Below are 15,206 nucleotides of genomic sequence, written 5' to 3' on the forward strand. Positions count from 1 at the left end.
GCCGCCACGCCCGAATCCGGGCGGCGCGGGCGGCTCCGGGCGGCGCCGCACCCGGAGCCGCGCGGCGCGGCGGGATCCGGGTGTGGTGGCGACGCGACCTCGGCCGGTCAGCCCGGCACGTGCAGCTCCCGCACCAGATCGCCCGGCAGGCCGTGGGTGTCGTGCAGGTAGTGCAGGTCGCCGTCGGTCAGCGGCCGACCCCGGTACCGGCCCAGCACCCGCCGGCCGCGCCGGACCAGGTCCCCGAACCGGCGCTGCTCGTCCCGCAACACCTGGCGTACCGGGGTATCCAGCGGCAGCCGGAAGTGCCGCAGGGTTCCGGTGACCAGCTCGTCCGGCAACTCGGACAGCGAGCGTGAGTCGTCATCGCGCCACAGCGTGGTCAAGACCCGGCGGATCAGCCGGCGCGGCACGTACCCCCGGCCGGTGTTGCCGGGCCGCACACCGTCACCGAGCAGGACCACGGTGGAGCGCAGGTGGTCGCAGACCATCCGCAGCAACTGCTCGTCCAGCTGCCACCGCTCGCCGAGCAGCCGGCGCCACGGCCGGAACCGGTCGGTGTCGTACACGCTGCGGCCGCCCTGGACCAGCGCCACCAACCGATCCAGGCCCATCCCGGTGTCCACCACGCGGCGGGGCAGCGGTTCCAGCCGGCCGTCGCCGAGCCGCCGGTACCGCATCTCGACGTGGTTCCACAGCTCGACCCAGCGCGGGTCGCTGTGGGGTGTGCCCGTCGGCGGCCCGTCGCCGCTCCACACGTGGATCTCCGAGTCGGTACCGCACGGGCCGGTGGGGCCGAGCGACCACCAGTTCTCGTCGCTGGGCTCGACCGGCAGCCCGATCTCACCCCAGGTACGCAGCGACTCGGTGTCCGGCCTGACCTCGCCGTTGCCGCCGAACACCGTGACGTGCAAGCGATCCGGGCGCAGCCCGAAGCCGTCGGTGAGCAGCCGGTACCCCAGCGCAGGCTCTGCGGGTGCGAGTAGTCGCCGAACGACCAGCTGCCGAGCATCTCGAACAGGGTCAGATGCCAGTCGTCACCGACCTCGTCGAGATCCTTGGTACGCAGACATCGTTGGACGTTGGTCAACCGGCTGCCGAGCGGATGCTCACCGCGGTCGAGATGGCGCACCATCGGATGCACGCCGGAGGTGGTGAACAGCACCGGGTCTCCCGGTGGTGGGAGCAGCGAGCCGCCGGGCAGCGGCTGGTGCCCGCGTTCCCGGTAGAAGTCGAGGAACCTGCCCAGCACCTGCTCGGTGTCGGGACCGGGAAACGTTGTGCTGTCCCGGATCGGGGTGTCCTCGTTGGTGTGCCGGGGCTCCCGGTCGAGGGTCGGCTTGGTGTCCATTGTGGACTCCCATCGGTGCGCGGATGGCGCGACCGGACACCGTCGACGACACGGGATCCCACGGCTCACTGGCCTGCGGGAGACACGAATCCGGCGACCGTGTCCGGTCGCCGGATGACATGCAGGATCAGGCGGCGGCCGGCGAGCTGGCAGCTCGCGCGGCCGCGGCGGAATGCACCACGAAGCCCTGCATGCGTTCAGGATAGCCGGCGCGGCCGGGAGCGCCAGCGTGATATCGGTCCCGAAACCGCCGCCGGAGCGCCGCACGTCACCGCGGCACGAGTCCTGCGTCAGCACGTCCACCCGTCAACGCGTCCACCTATCAGCGCGTCCGCTCGTCAGCGCGTCAGCCCGTCAGCACGTCAGCGGCCGGACGGCACCGGTGCGGCGTCGACGCCGCACGACGCCAGCCAGCGCGCCAGCTGGTCGCGGTCGGCCACCGCCGCCCGGAGCCCGACATGGCCGTCCGGCCGTACCGCGACCATGCCGGGCCCCGGCACCCCGGGCAGCCGGCACACGGTCACGAACCGGCCGGCGGCGGCCGCCACGCCCGGGTCGGCGTCCCGATGCAGCAGCACGTGCATGCCCGGACCGGCCAACAGCTCGTGCAGCCGCACCCACCGGCCCTCGCACCGCACGGTGGCGTCCGGCAGCCGGTCACCCGCGCGCGGCGCACCGCGGCGCCCGGCCCCATCCACCGACAGCGGGCTGTCCCGGTAGTCGACGCGCAGCTGGGACAGCACCCGCACGGCCGCCGCGACCAGCCGCCGACGCCGCAGCAGCACCGGAAGTACCGGCGCCAGGAGCGGGCCGCCGACCGCCCGCAGGGTCGCCGGTAGCCGGTTCGTCGACGCCTCGGCCCAGAACGCCGCCCGGGTCAGCGCCAGGCGGTCCCGGGCCACCGGCCGCCGCTCCCGGTCGTACGAGTCCAGCAGCGCCGGGCCCGCCCCGGCGGCGAAGGCGAGCTTCCAGCCCAGATTGGCCGCGTCCTGGATGCCGGCGTTCATGCCCTGCCCGGTGGCGGGCGAGTACGCGTGCGCGGCATCCCCGGCCAGGAACAACCGGCCCCGCCGGAACCGGCTCGCCACGCGATGCTGCAACGGCACCCGGGCCGACCAGCCCACCCCGCGCAGCCGGTCGGCCAGCCCCGCTTCGGCGAGCAGGGCCCGCACCGCGCCGTCCGGTACCGGCGGGCCGGGCTGCCCGAACGGCGACCGGGGCCCCGCCGCGACCCGGGTCGCGAGCAGCCGCCAGGTGGCCAGCTCGCCCAGCCGGAACAGCAGCACCAGGCCGTCGCGGCCGGCCACCGCCAGGTGATCCGGGACGTCCAGCTCGAGATCCAGGTCGGCCAGGACCACCTCCTCGCGGTACGCCGCGCCGGGCCAACCGATGCCGGCCAGGCTCCGGACCGTACTGGCCGGGCCGTCACAGCCAGCCAGGTAGCCGCACGCCGCCCGGGTCGCCCCGGACGCCCCGGTCGCCCCGGTCGCCCCGGTCGCCCCGGTCGCCGACCGCAGCGTCACGTCCACCCCGTCACCGCGATCCACCGCGTCGACCAGCTCGGTGCCCCAGCGCACCGGCACCCCCCGCTCCGCCAGCGCGGCGGCGAGTACCCGCTCCACGTCGGACTGCCGGAGCAGCGTCAGGTGCGGGTATCCGGTGTCCGGCAGGTCCAGGTCGGCGAGCCCGACCGTGGTCACCCGGTGACCGAGACGCAGCCGTACCCGCGGCGCGGTGTCCCCGAGCGCCACCAGGGCATCGGACACCCCGAGCGGGCGGAGCACCTCCAGCGTGCGCGGATGCACGATCAGCGCCCGGGACGGGCGGAACGGCTCCGGCCGGCGGTCCACCACCCGGACCCGGGCACCGTGGTCGTACGCCTGCAACGCCATCGTGAGGCCGGTCGGCCCGGCACCGACCACGAGCACGTCGGCGTCGCTCACGAGGTACCCACCAGGCGCCACCAGGCCGTGCCGTCGACGCTGCCGAGCCGGACCAGCAGCGCCGGGTCGGCCATCGCCTCGTCGCGGCGCACCCCGGGAATCACCTCGTACCGGATCGAGCCGGGCACGCTGATCAGCTGCAGCACCCGCCACAGCGAGCGTGCGTACGACTCGGCGCGCTGCCAACCGTCCCAGTCGTACACGCCGCGGTAGTCACCGCGTTCGTCGGCGGCGAGCCACAGCTTCCCGACGAAGCCCGGATAGCCGACGAACAGCGGCGTGTTCAGCACGCTCACGGCACGGAACAGCGCATGCCAGCGGCCCCGCAGCAGTCGCACCCGGAACGCCACCACCAGCGTGCACGGCCCGTCGCCGGTCGCGCCGGCCAGCCGCGTCTCCCGGTACACCCGGGCCGAGGTGCCGTTCGCGAACCGGATGCGGCGGCCGACGGCGTCGGCCGGCTGCCGGATCCGACCACGAACCAGCAACCCCGCGCTGACCAGCAAGCAGCGGGCCGTGGCGCCGATCGCGGTGTGCCACCGCACCGGGGACTGCTCGTTCATCGTCGACCACCCCGAACCCACCATGGCACCGGCGGCAGGCGGCCCGCAGAGACGAACGGCCCAGCGGCGAGGGGCGGCTCGACACGGCCGGGTTCAGAGCTTCTGGATCGGGGCGTGCCGCAGCACGATCCACATCGTCTGGTCGCCGAAATCGATCTGCGCCTGGGCCCGCGGCCCGGACCCCTGCACCGCCACCACCCGGCCGAGGCCGTGCCGGTCGTGGTTGACCCGGTCGCCCGGCGACAGCGACGGCACCTGCCGCATCTCGCTGGCCGCGCCGACCAGCTTCGGATCCAGCCCCAGCTTGCCGGCCAGCGCCTGGCTCTTCGGGCCGTTGGTCAGCGCGCTGCTCGGCCCGCGGTACTGCGCGGACTCGCCCCGGCCGACCCCACCACGGGTCCAGCTGGTGTACGCGTCGGCGGTGCGCTTCCAGTCGATCAGCTCGCTGGGCAGCTCCGGCACGAACCGGGACTCCGGGTTGTACTGCGGCTGCCCCCACGCCGAGCGGGTCACCGCCCGGGAGATGTACAGCCGCTGCCGGGCCCGGGTGATCCCGACGTAGGCGAGGCGGCGCTCCTCCTCCAGCTCGCGCTTGTCGCCCATGGAGCGCATGTGCGGGAAGACGCCGTCCTCCATCCCGGTCAGGAACACCACCGGGAACTCCAGCCCCTTCGCGGTGTGCAGCGTCATCATGGTGACCACGCCGGACTGTTCGCCGTCGTCGTCGGGGATCTCGTCCGCGTCGGCGACCAGCGCCACCTGTTCCAGGAACCCGGCCAGCGACGGGGTCTCCTCGATCTCGGGGTCGGGGCCGGCGTCCTCGTCGGCGTCACCGGCCGCGGCGGCCCGCTGGATCCGCTCGGTGTACTCCCGGGCGACGCTGACCAGCTCCTGCAGGTTCTCCACCCGGCCGGCGTCCTGCGGGTCGTCGCTCTCCTCCAGCTCGGCCAGGTAACCGGACCGGGCGAGCACCGCCTCCAGCACGTCCTCCGGCGGCTCGGTCGCGGCCATCTGCCGCACCTCGGCCATGATGGTGGTGAAGTCGCCGATGCCCTTCACCGCGCGCGAGGAGATACCGACCGCCTCGCCGGCCCGTTCCAGTGCGGCGCCGAACGAGATGTTCTCCTTGCTGGCCAGCGCGTCCACGCAGGCCTCGGCCCGCTCCCCGATGCCCCGGCGCGGTGTGTTCAGGATCCGCCGGACGCTGACCACGTCGTCCGGGTTGGCGATCGCGCGCAGGTAGGCGAGCGCGTCCCGGACCTCCTTGCGCTCGTAGAACCGAACCCCACCGACGACCTTGTAGGGCACGCCGAAGCGGATGAAGATGTCCTCGAAGACCCGGGACTGCGCGTTGGTGCGGTAGAAGACGGCCACGTCGGCCGGCTTGTACCCCTCGTCGTCGACCAGCCGGTCGATCTCCTTGGCCACCCAGTCGGCCTCGTCGTGCTCGTTGTCCGCGACGTAACCGACGATCTTCTCGCCGGGGCCGGAGTCGGACCAGAGGTTCTTGGGCTTGCGCTCGCTGTTGCGCTCGATGACGCGGTTGGCGGCGTTGAGGATCGTCTGGGTGGAGCGGTAGTTCTGCTCCAGCAGGATGGTCTCGGCGTCCGGGAAGTCGCGCTCGAACTCCATGATGTTGCGGATCGTCGCACCACGGAACGCGTAGATCGACTGGTCCGCGTCGCCGACCACGCACAGCTCGGCCGGCCCGAGCGGCGCCCCGTCGGCCAGCAGCTCCGGCGCGGACGCGGCCACGTCGTCGAGGTCCGACGGCGCCTCGGGGCTGCGCCCCACCAGCTCCTTGATCAGCACGTACTGGGCGTGGTTGGTGTCCTGGTACTCGTCCACCAGGATGTGCCGGAACCGGCGGTGGTAGTGCTCCGCGACGTCCGGGAACGTCTGCAGCAGCCGCACCGTGGTCATGATCAGGTCGTCGAAGTCGAGCGCGTGCGCCTGCCGCAGCCGCTGCTGGTACGACGAGTAGGCCTCGGCGAGCGCCCGCTCGGCCGGGCCGGACGCCCGGGCCGTGAACGTCGACTCGTCGACCAGCTCGTTCTTCAGGTTCGACACCTGGGCGGCGAGCGACCGGGCCGGGTAGCGCTTCGGGTCGAGATCGAGCTCGCGGGCCACCAACTGCATCAACCGGCGCGAGTCGTCCGCGTCGTAGATGGAGAACGTCGACTTCAGCCCGGCGTGCTCGTGCTCGGCGCGCAGGATGCGCACGCAGGCAGAGTGGAAGGTGGACACCCACATCCGCCGGCCGCGCGGCCCGACGAGGCCGGCGACCCGCTCGCGCATCTCGCCGGCCGCCTTGTTGGTGAACGTGATCGCCATGATCTGACCGGGCGTCACGTCCCGCGCGGCGAGCAGGTAGGCGATCCGGTGGGTCAGCACCCGGGTCTTGCCGGAACCGGCACCGGCCACGATCAGCAGCGGCGAACCGGCGTGCACGACCGCCGCGCGCTGCTGCGCGTTGAGCCCGCGCAGCAACTCGTCGGGGTCGGAACCGGGCGGCCGACGGGCCGACGAAGCGGGCTGGACCGGTGGGATCTCGAAGAGTGCGTGCATCGCGACCGAGTCTATGCCGGGGCACCGACACCAGTCGCGGCACGACCACCCGACACCGGGCACGGCCCGGCCGCCGCCGACCGGTACCCGGCGAGACCGCAGCCCGGCGTCCAGCGAGACCGCGGACCGGTGACCCGCGAGACCGCGGACCGGTGAGACCGCGGGCCGGTGACCGGCGAGACCGGGTGACGCCGCCGACCGGTACGAGGAGGGCACGGCCGGCGCGTTCCCGCACCGTGACATTTACCCGCCAGTCGGACACCTACCGTACTGGCAGGAAAGTTTACTAACGTCGCGTCAGCGCGGCGCCGCGCACGCACCTCTCCCGGCCCTCCGCACCACCCCGCGGATCGGGCCCTGCTACCCCCACGCAGGGAGGAACACGTGAAGAGAACGCTCGCCGCGGTCGGCGCAGCGGTCCTCGTCGCCGGCGGGATCACCGCCGGCATCGCGGCCACCGCCTCGGCCAAACCCTCGGTACCGACGAGATCGGCGGCCATCGCCCGCGCCGACCACTCGCTCGCCGCGCACCACGCCGCGATCCACGCCTCGACGGCCGACGCCTTCGCCGTCCGCCGGGTCGTCACCGACCCCACCGGCGCGACCCACGTCCGCTACACCCGCACGTACCACGGGCTGCCCGTCTACGGCGGTGACTTCGTGGTGCACAACGCGCCCGGTGGCAGCTATGCCGGCGTCGACGTGGCGCAGCACGCCACCATCGACGTGTCCACCACCGCGAAGATCAAGGCCGCCGCGGCGGCGCGGACCGCCCGGGCCGACCACGACGGGAAGGTCACCTCGGTCTCCGACCCGGACCTGGTCGTGGACGCCACCCGGAGCCGGCCGGAGCTGGCGTACGACGTGGTGGTGCGCGGTTTCCAGGCGGACAAGCAGACGCCGAGCCGGGAGCACGTGCTGGTGGACGCGAACACCGGCCGGACGATCCGGTCCTGGGAGGAGGTGGAGACGGTCACCGGCACCGGCCACGGCCTGTACGTCGGCACCGTCGACATCGACACCACCCAGTCCGGCAGCGGTTACCAGCTGCAGGATCCGGCGCACGGCAACGGCTACACCTGCGACATGCACGGGTCGGAGAGCGGCAGCTGCTCGATCTTCACCGACTCGGACAACGACTGGGGCAACGGCAGCAACTCCGACCGGGCGAGCGCCGCGGTGGACGCGCACTTCGGCGCCGCCAAGACGTTCGACTTCTACAAGCAGACCTACGGCCGGAACGGCATCTTCGGCGACGGGCAGGGCGTGCCGTCGAAGGTGCACTACGGCAACGGGTACGTGAACGCGTTCTGGGACGGCTCGTCGATGACCTACGGCGACGGCCAGAACAACCAGTACCCGCTGATCGCGCTGGACGTGGCCGGCCACGAGATGTCGCACGGCGTGTCACAGGCGCTGGCCGACCTGGGCTACTCCGGTGACGTCGGCGGCATCAACGAGGCCAACAGCGACATCTTCGGCACCATGGTCGAGTTCTACGCCAACAGCCCCGGCGACCCGGGCGACTACACCATCGGCGAGATGATCTCGGGCAACTTCGGCGGCCGGCCACTGCGCTACATGTACCACCCGTCGCTGGACGGTTCGTCGTTCGACTGCTGGTCCTCCGCGGTACCCCAGTCCGACCCGCACTACTCCTCCGGCGTCGGCAACCACCTGTTCTTCCTGCTCGCCGAAGGCAGCGGCAACACCTCCTACGGCAACAGCCCGACCTGCAACAACTCCACCGTCACCGGCATCGGGCGGGACAAGGCCGCCAACATCTGGTACCACGCCCTGGACGCCTACATGGTCTCCACCGAGACCTACGCACAGGCCCGCCAGGACACCCTCAAGGCCGCAACCGACCTGTACGGCCAGTGCAGCGCCGAATACCAGGCCACCCAGTCCGCCTGGTCGGCGGTCAGCGTGACCGGCAACGACCAGCCGTGCGGTGGCACCCCGACGGCCTCGCCGACGGACACCTCGTCACCCACCCCGCCGCCCGGTCAGGGCTGCGGTGGCGTGCCGGCGTGGGATGCCAGCACCGGCTACGAGCCGGACGACGAGGTCTCGTACGACGGCAGCCTCTGGAAGGCGACCTGGTGGTCGACCGGCGCGGCGCCGGGCGAGGCGGGTTCCTGGGCGGTCTGGGAGAAGGTGGGCGACTGCTGATTCCGCGGCACGACTTCACTCGCGAAACCCCCTGAGTGCGATGGCCCCGGCAGTACCGCCGGGGCCATCGCCATGCGCGGTGACTGTGGGTCGTACGACCGGCCGGTTCGGTGGTTGTTGTGGGTAATTCTGCCTAATTATGGCCATCAATCTTAAAAGGCAATTAAGAGTGCCTTTACTCCGGTCCAAATGTCCTGTTATACCGCCTTCCGTGACAACAGTCACGCACCCCTCAAAGTCTGGGAGGCTCAGGGTGAGAAAGACCCTCGCCGCCGCGGGCGCCGCGGTACTCGTCGCCGGAGGTATCGGCGCCGGGCTGGCCGCGTCTGCACAGGCAGGACCGTCGATCCCCAGCCGGGCGCAGGCCATCAGCACGGCCAACGGCGCGCTGACCGCACACCGCAGCGCGATCCACGCGTCCAGCTCCGACACCTTCAAGGTCCGCCGGGTCGTCACCGACCCCACCGGCGCGACCCACGTCCGCTACACCCGCACGTACCACGGGATGCCGGTGTACGGCGGCGACTTCGTGGTGCACAACGCGCCCGGCGGCTCGTACGCCGGGGTGACCGTCGCGCAGCACCGCACCATCGCCGTCGGGACCAGCGCGAAGGTCGGTGCGGCCACCGCTGCGAAGACCTCCCGCGCCGACCACCAGGGCAAGGTCACCGGAGTCGGCGACCCCAGGCTCGTGGTGGACGCGACCGCCGGCACGCCGGTACTCGCGTACGAGACGATCGTGACCGGCTTCCAGGCGGACGGCCAGACCCCCAGCAAGCAGCACGTGCTGGTCGACGCCGACACCGGCAGGACCATCCGCTCCTGGGACGAGGTCGAGAACGTCGCCGGTACCGGGCAGGGCCTGTTCGTCGGCACCGTCGACCTGGACACCACCCAGGCCAGCGGCGGCTACGAGATGGTCGACCCGTCGCACGGTGACGGCTACACCTGCGACCTGAACAACAGCACGAGCGGCACCTGCACCACGCTGACCGACTCGGACAACAAGTGGGGCAACGGCAGCAACTCCGACCGCGCCACCGCCGGCGTCGACGTGGCGTACGGCGCCGCGATGACGTTCGACTACTACAAGCAGAAGCAGGGCCGCAACGGCATCTTCGGCGACGGCAAGGGTGTGCCGTCCCGGGTGCACTACGGCAACAACTACGTCAACGCCTTCTGGGACGGCCAGCAGATGACGTACGGCGACGGCGCGGGCAACAACGCCCCGCTCGTCGAGATCGACGTCGCCGGCCACGAGATGTCGCACGGCGTGTCCGAGGCGCTGGCCGACCTGGGCTACTCCGGTGACGTCGGCGGCATCAACGAGGCCAACAGCGACATCTTCGGCACCATGGTCGAGTTCTATGCCAACAACAGCGAGGACCCCGGCGACTACGACATCGGCGAGAAGATCGACATCAACGGTGACGGGACCCCGCTGCGGTACATGTACCACCCGTCGCTGGACGGCGCCTCCTACGACTGCTGGTCCTCGGCCGTACCGCAGTCCGACCCGCACTACTCCTCCGGCGTCGGCAACCACCTGTTCTTCCTGCTCGCCGAGGGCAGCGGAGACACCCAGTACGGCAACAGCCCGACCTGCAACAACTCGACCGTCACCGGCATCGGGCGGGACAAGGCCGCCAACATCTGGTACCACGCCCTGGACGCCTACATGGTCTCCACCGAGACCTACGCACAGGCCCGCCAGGACACCCTCAAGGCCGCAACCGACCTCTACGGCCAGTGCAGCGCCGAATACCAAGCCACCCAGTCCGCCTGGTCGGCGGTGTCGGTGGACGGTAGCGACGCGCCGTGCGACGGCACCCCGGACCCGACCGACCCGACCACGCCGCCGCCCGGCGGCGGGGACAACTGCGACACGGTCACCAGCGCCGCGCCGCAGGCCATCCCGGACAACGGCTCGGTGACCAGTTCGATCGCCGTGGCCGACTGCGCCGGCAACGCCACCGCGCAGACCAAGATCACCGTGCACATCAGCCACACGTACCGCGGTGACCTGCAGATCGACCTGATCTCGCCGAAGGGCGACACGGCACGGCTGAAGAACGCCAACCCGTACGACGGGGCGGCGGACGTGGACGCGACGTACACGGTGAACGCCTCGGACGAGACGCGCGACGGCACCTGGAAGCTGAAGGTGACCGACGTCTACTCCGGCGACACCGGCACGCTCGACTCCTGGTCGGTCCAGTTCTGACCGACACCGCGGTCGGCTCCCGACCCGGCGCCCGGCGCCCGGTCAGTTGCTGCCCCGGCGCCGAGGAAGGCGGCCCCTTCCTCGGCGCCGTGTATAGTCGCACCGTGCTGTTCGACGCGCGATTTTATGGCTATGGCACCGGAGACCCGGCAGCCGTAGGTCGCGCCTGAACACCGCAGACCGACACGAACGCCCCGGGCTCCTCGAGCCCGGGGCGTTTCGTCTGCCCGGGCCGGGGTGCCGGGCCGACGACCAGGAGCATCCGATGAGCCCAGCCACCGACAGCCCCGAGACCGGTACAGACCAGCCCGCGGCGAGCGACCGGATCTCGGCGTTGCGACGACGCATCGACGAGATAGACGGCCAGATCATCGCGCTGTGGCAGGAACGCGCCGCGGCTTCCCAGGAGGTCGGCGCCACCCGCATCGCCTCCGGTGGTACCCGGCTGGTGCTGTCCCGGGAGCGCGTGATCATGGAGCGGTACCGGGAGGGCATGGGCCCGGACGGCACCCAGGTGGCACTGCTGATCCTGCGCGCTGGCCGCGGCCCGCTCGGCGGCGTCGACGCCTCCTGACCGGCGCCGTCGGGGCGAAGCCAGTCCCACCCGCGGCAGCCCGTCGGGGCGAGGCCAGCACCGCCCGCGGCGCCCCCGCCGAGGCGAAGCCAGCACCGCCCGCGGCGCTCTCGCCAGGGCGAGGCCACACCGTCGGCCGTGGCTCGCCCCGGGTGGCGCGGTCGCCCGGGTCAGCGTGCGGAGATCGTCGCGGTCAACCGGTCCAGCAGCGGTACGCAGGCCCGCAGTTGTCGCCGTTCCGTGGCGTCGAGCGCGTCCCGGATGGCGCCGTCGAGTGAGCCGGAGCGGCGGGCGCGTTCCTGCCGGAGCCGGAGCCGACCCGCGTCGGTGATGCTGACCAGCAGCTTGCGACCGTCGCGGGGGTGCGGCCCGGTGCGCACCAGACCGGTGCCGAGCAGGGTCTGCACCGTTTTCGCCGCCGACTGGTGACTGACCCGGCGCCGGTACGCGAGGTCGGCCGTGGTCTGCGGTCCGTCCCGGTCGAGGTAGCCGAGCACGGCGGCCTCCCCGGGCGGCATCGTGTCCGCCGACCGCACCGCCCGGACCAGCTGCCCGATCGCCTGTCGCAGTTCGTCGGCCAACGCGTCCTCACCCATGGCGCCAGCATATCTACAACCCAGTTGTACAGTCTAGGTGTAGAAATGGAGGCACCATGCTGCTCACCAAGTTCGGCCACTCCTGCATCCGCGTCGAGAAGGACGGCCAGCGCCTGGTCATCGACCCCGGCGGCCTGTCCGAGCCGCAGGCGCTCAACGGCACCGACGCGGTGCTGGTCACCCACGAGCACTTCGACCACTTCGCCGAGGACACCCTGCGGGCGGCCGCCGCCGCCAACGCGGCGCTGCGGATCTGGACGAACCAGGCCGTCGCCGCCCGGCTGGACGGCCTCGGCACCCGCGTCAGCACGGTCGATGCCGGCGACACCTTCACCGCCGCCGGCATCGACGTGCAGGTGCACGGGACCTGGCACGCGGTCGTTCATCCCGACATCCCGCGCGTCCGCAACGTCGGTTTTCTCCTCGACGGCACCGTGTTCCATCCCGGTGACGCGCTCACCGTGCCCGGCACCGCGATCGACACGCTGCTGCTGCCGGTACACGCCCCCTGGTCCGCCACCGGGCAGCTGATCGACTACGTCCGCGAGGTGGGCCCGCGCCAGGCGTACGCGATCCACGACGGGGCGCTCAACGACGTCGGCATCGCGATGGTCGGCGGCTTCCTGGGCGCCGGCGGCCCGGGCACCGGCGCCCGGTACGAACGGCCGGCGCCGGGTACCGCCGTCGAGCTGCCCGCCGCCGCAAGGTGATCCCGCTCGCGCCCGCCGATCGAGTCGTCCGGGTGCCCAGGGTGTTGTTTCGGGCTCCCGTGTGCCGGCTGCGACGGCCCCGTGCCCGCAGTCCGCAGCCACCGGCCTGCTGGCTGCGGGCCAGCTGCGGCGACCCCTGCCGCTCGCGGCGTTGTCGGTCAGCCCGGGTGCGAGCCGGGCACACGGTCCGCCCTCCGCCGCAGCCGCAGACGACCGGGGCTCGCCTCGCTCGACCGGGGGCTCCGAAACGCACCCTAGGATCGGTCCGGTGAGCGGACAGGACGGCAGAACACAGGACGACGGGGTCAAGCGCGTGCTCGCGGTGTTCGCGCACCCCGACGACATCGACTTCGGCGCCGCGGGCACCGTCGCGGCATGGACCGACGCCGGCATCGAGGTGGCGTACGTGCTGGTCACCCGCGGCGACGCGGGCGGCTTCGACGACACCCCGCGCGCCGAGATGCCGAAGATCCGGGAGGCCGAGCAGAAGGCCGCGGCGGCCGCCGTCGGTGTGCACGAGGTGCACTTCCTCGACGGCTACCCGGACGGCGCGGTCTACGTGACCCACCAGCTGCGACGCGACATCACCCGGCAGATCCGCCGGTTCCGGCCGGACCGGGTCCTCACCAACTCGCCGGTACGCAGCTGGTCGATGCTCGGCGGACCGAGCCACCCGGACCACCAGGCCGTCGGCGAGGCCACCACGTACGCGGTGTACCCGGACGCGCGGAACCCGTTCGCGCACCCCGAACTGCTGGCCGAGGAGGGGCTCGCGGCCTGGACGGTGCCCGAGGTCTGGTACTCCGGCGTGCCCGAACCGGACCACTTCGTCGACATCACCGACACCTTCGACCGCAAGATCGCGGCGCTGCGGTCGCACGCCAGCCAGCTGCCCGACCCGGACGCGATCGTCGGTGGCCTGCGGGAACGCTTCGGCGCGCAGGCCGAGCGCGCCGGGATGCCGGCCGGCCGCATCGCCGAGTCGTTCACCATCGCTCGCTAGAAACGGGCGTCTCGCCTGGGCCGCGCCACGCCGGGCCCGGCGTGGCGGGGCGCGGCCCAGGCGAGACGCCATCCGAAAACCGGAACGAAACGGCGCCCCGGGCGGTTGCCCGGGGCGCCGTTTCTCTGACGTCAGTCGGATCAGCTGGTCAGGCGACGACGACGGGCCACGAAGACGGCCGCGCCACCACCGACGAGCAGCACCAGCGCGACGCCGATGATGATCGGCAGCGAGGTACCGGTCACCGGCAGGCCACCACCGGCGGTGCCGGACGCGCTCGGCGAGGCCGGCGCGGCGGTCGACTCCGACGGCGAGGCGGACGGCGCCTGGCTGCTCGGGCTGGCCGACGGCTGCGCGGTCACGGTCACGGTGACCTTCGCGCCGACCTTCTTGCTCGCGGTGTTCGCCAGGATCAGCTTCTGGTGGTGAACCTTCGCGTTGTCGCCCTTCATGATGAACACCGAGCCGGTCGGCAGGACGCCAGAACCGTTCGCGGTCACGGACACCGTGCCGGTCGAGTCGGTCTTCACCCAGAACTGGTCACCGTCGTGCAACGGCGAGGTCACCGGCTTGCCGTCGGCGTCGACGATCTGCCCGTTGTCGGCGGCCAGGACGACGTCCTTGACGTTGGTCGCGTGCACGGTGAACGGGCCGGCCTTGTCACCGACGTGGCCGGTGGCCTGCTGCGGCGTGATCGACACCGCCGGGGCCGCCGGCTCCTTGGCGTCCTGCGCGTTCTTGACCAGGTAGTCGTGCACCGCGGTGGCAGCGGCCTGGTCGGCCTGCGAGAGCCCGTCGCCGATGCCGGTCAGCTTCACCCCGTCGCTGAAGTTCCAGATGGCGGTCTGGGTGCCAACGTAGGCGTCCAGCTCAGCCGACTTCAGCGCACTGGTGTCGCTCACCTTGGCGTCCTTCAGGACGTCCGCGGCGCTCTTGTTCGGGAAGCTGTTGGTGAGGATCCACTGGATCTTGGTCAGGTTGTTGACGTTCGCGCCGTCCCAGGCGCCGGCGTCGTACTGCGAGCCCTTGCCACCGGCAGTGTGGCTGTAGTCGATGCAGTAGGCGAGCTTCGGCTTACCGCTGGAGAACTGCAGCGTGATCTCGACGACGTCCGCCTTGCCCTTGCTGGTCGTCACCGCGACCTGATCGCCCTGGTAGCCGATCTTCGCTCCGCCGGCCGGAAGGGACGAGTCCGACAAGGTCGCGGGGCCGGACTTCGTTCCGTCGTCACCCTTGGCGGAAGCGGCGGCGGCGCCACCGAACACGAGGGCGCCGGTCGCGGCGAGCACGACCGCGGCGCGCAGGCCGAAGCCTCTACGCCGGCTCTTTCCTGCGAACACTGATTGCCTTCCTCTGCGCTTGAGGGATGGAGCGCCCGGCCGGGCCGAACGGCCAGCCGGGCATGGGGTGTCAGGTTGAGGGATCTCGGCCGCCCCGGCACGACGTCCATCGCGCAGAGGCCACCAGCTCTGCTGGAAAAAAGGGAAAAGCGAGCCAGA

The 15,206-nt window shown here is 71.9% G+C and carries 11 protein-coding genes and 1 pseudogene; 5 read left to right on the top strand and 7 right to left on the bottom strand.

Annotated features, from left to right (window positions below; translation table 11 throughout):
• Window positions 1-107 precede the first annotated feature (107 nt).
• The 5 genes and pseudogenes from Athai_RS34910 to pcrA form a co-directional block, all read right to left on the bottom strand.
• Window positions 108-902, bottom strand: coding sequence for an alanine--tRNA ligase-related protein (locus tag Athai_RS34910; protein ID WP_275422557.1), 795 nt, complete (start codon window positions 900-902; stop codon window positions 108-110).
• A gap of 116 nt (window positions 903-1,018) precedes the next feature.
• Window positions 1,019-1,351: pseudogene (locus tag Athai_RS34915) on the bottom strand (alanine--tRNA ligase-related protein); the annotation flags it as partial.
• A 362-nt stretch (window positions 1,352-1,713) separates the two neighbouring features.
• The gene (locus Athai_RS25865) at window positions 1,714-3,294 is read right to left on the bottom strand and encodes an FAD-dependent monooxygenase (protein WP_203963906.1); all 1,581 of its coding nucleotides are present in this window, start codon (window positions 3,292-3,294) and stop codon (window positions 1,714-1,716) included.
• Entirely contained in the window at window positions 3,291-3,857 is a 567-nt protein-coding gene (locus tag Athai_RS25870; protein ID WP_203963907.1) for a hypothetical protein, read from the bottom strand. The genes Athai_RS25865 and Athai_RS25870 overlap by 4 nt, the downstream gene beginning before the upstream one ends.
• A gap of 93 nt (window positions 3,858-3,950) precedes the next feature.
• Complete coding sequence (gene pcrA, locus Athai_RS25875) at window positions 3,951-6,425, bottom strand: DNA helicase PcrA (RefSeq protein WP_203963908.1); 2,475 nt, start codon at window positions 6,423-6,425, stop codon at window positions 3,951-3,953.
• 384 nt (window positions 6,426-6,809) lie between these two features.
• On the opposite strand from pcrA, the gene Athai_RS25880 reads away from it, so the two are divergent.
• The 3 genes from Athai_RS25880 to Athai_RS25890 all read left to right on the top strand — a co-directional run bounded on the left by Athai_RS25880 (window position 6,810) and on the right by Athai_RS25890 (window position 11,398).
• Complete coding sequence (locus Athai_RS25880; RefSeq protein ID WP_203963909.1) at window positions 6,810-8,600, top strand: M4 family metallopeptidase; 1,791 nt, start codon at window positions 6,810-6,812, stop codon at window positions 8,598-8,600.
• Window positions 8,601-8,853: 253 nt separating this feature from the next.
• Window positions 8,854-10,824, top strand: coding sequence for a M4 family metallopeptidase (locus Athai_RS25885; RefSeq protein WP_239157169.1), 1,971 nt, complete (start codon window positions 8,854-8,856; stop codon window positions 10,822-10,824).
• Between the two features lie 265 nt (window positions 10,825-11,089).
• Window positions 11,090-11,398, top strand: a complete 309-nt coding sequence (locus Athai_RS25890; protein WP_203963911.1) for a chorismate mutase — start codon at window positions 11,090-11,092, stop codon at window positions 11,396-11,398.
• 170 nt (window positions 11,399-11,568) lie between these two features.
• Here Athai_RS25890 and Athai_RS25895 read toward each other — a convergent pair whose 3' ends face one another.
• A complete protein-coding gene (locus Athai_RS25895; protein WP_203963912.1) occupies window positions 11,569-11,994 on the bottom strand; it encodes a MarR family winged helix-turn-helix transcriptional regulator in 426 nt (141 codons plus the stop codon).
• Between the two features lie 56 nt (window positions 11,995-12,050).
• On the opposite strand from Athai_RS25895, the gene Athai_RS25900 reads away from it, so the two are divergent.
• Together Athai_RS25900 and Athai_RS25905 are read left to right on the top strand one after the other, a co-directional pair.
• The gene (locus Athai_RS25900) at window positions 12,051-12,704 is read left to right on the top strand and encodes an MBL fold metallo-hydrolase (RefSeq protein WP_203963913.1); all 654 of its coding nucleotides are present in this window, start codon (window positions 12,051-12,053) and stop codon (window positions 12,702-12,704) included.
• 268 nt (window positions 12,705-12,972) lie between these two features.
• Complete coding sequence (locus Athai_RS25905) at window positions 12,973-13,707, top strand: PIG-L deacetylase family protein (RefSeq protein WP_203963914.1); 735 nt, start codon at window positions 12,973-12,975, stop codon at window positions 13,705-13,707.
• 140 nt (window positions 13,708-13,847) lie between these two features.
• Here the strand turns inward: Athai_RS25905 and Athai_RS25910 are convergent, their stop codons facing one another.
• The gene (locus Athai_RS25910; protein WP_203963915.1) at window positions 13,848-15,047 is read right to left on the bottom strand and encodes a thioester domain-containing protein; all 1,200 of its coding nucleotides are present in this window, start codon (window positions 15,045-15,047) and stop codon (window positions 13,848-13,850) included.
• Window positions 15,048-15,206: the final 159 nt, after the last annotated feature.

The organism is Actinocatenispora thailandica (assembly GCF_016865425.1).
Taxonomy (GTDB): domain Bacteria; phylum Actinomycetota; class Actinomycetes; order Mycobacteriales; family Micromonosporaceae; genus Actinocatenispora; species Actinocatenispora thailandica.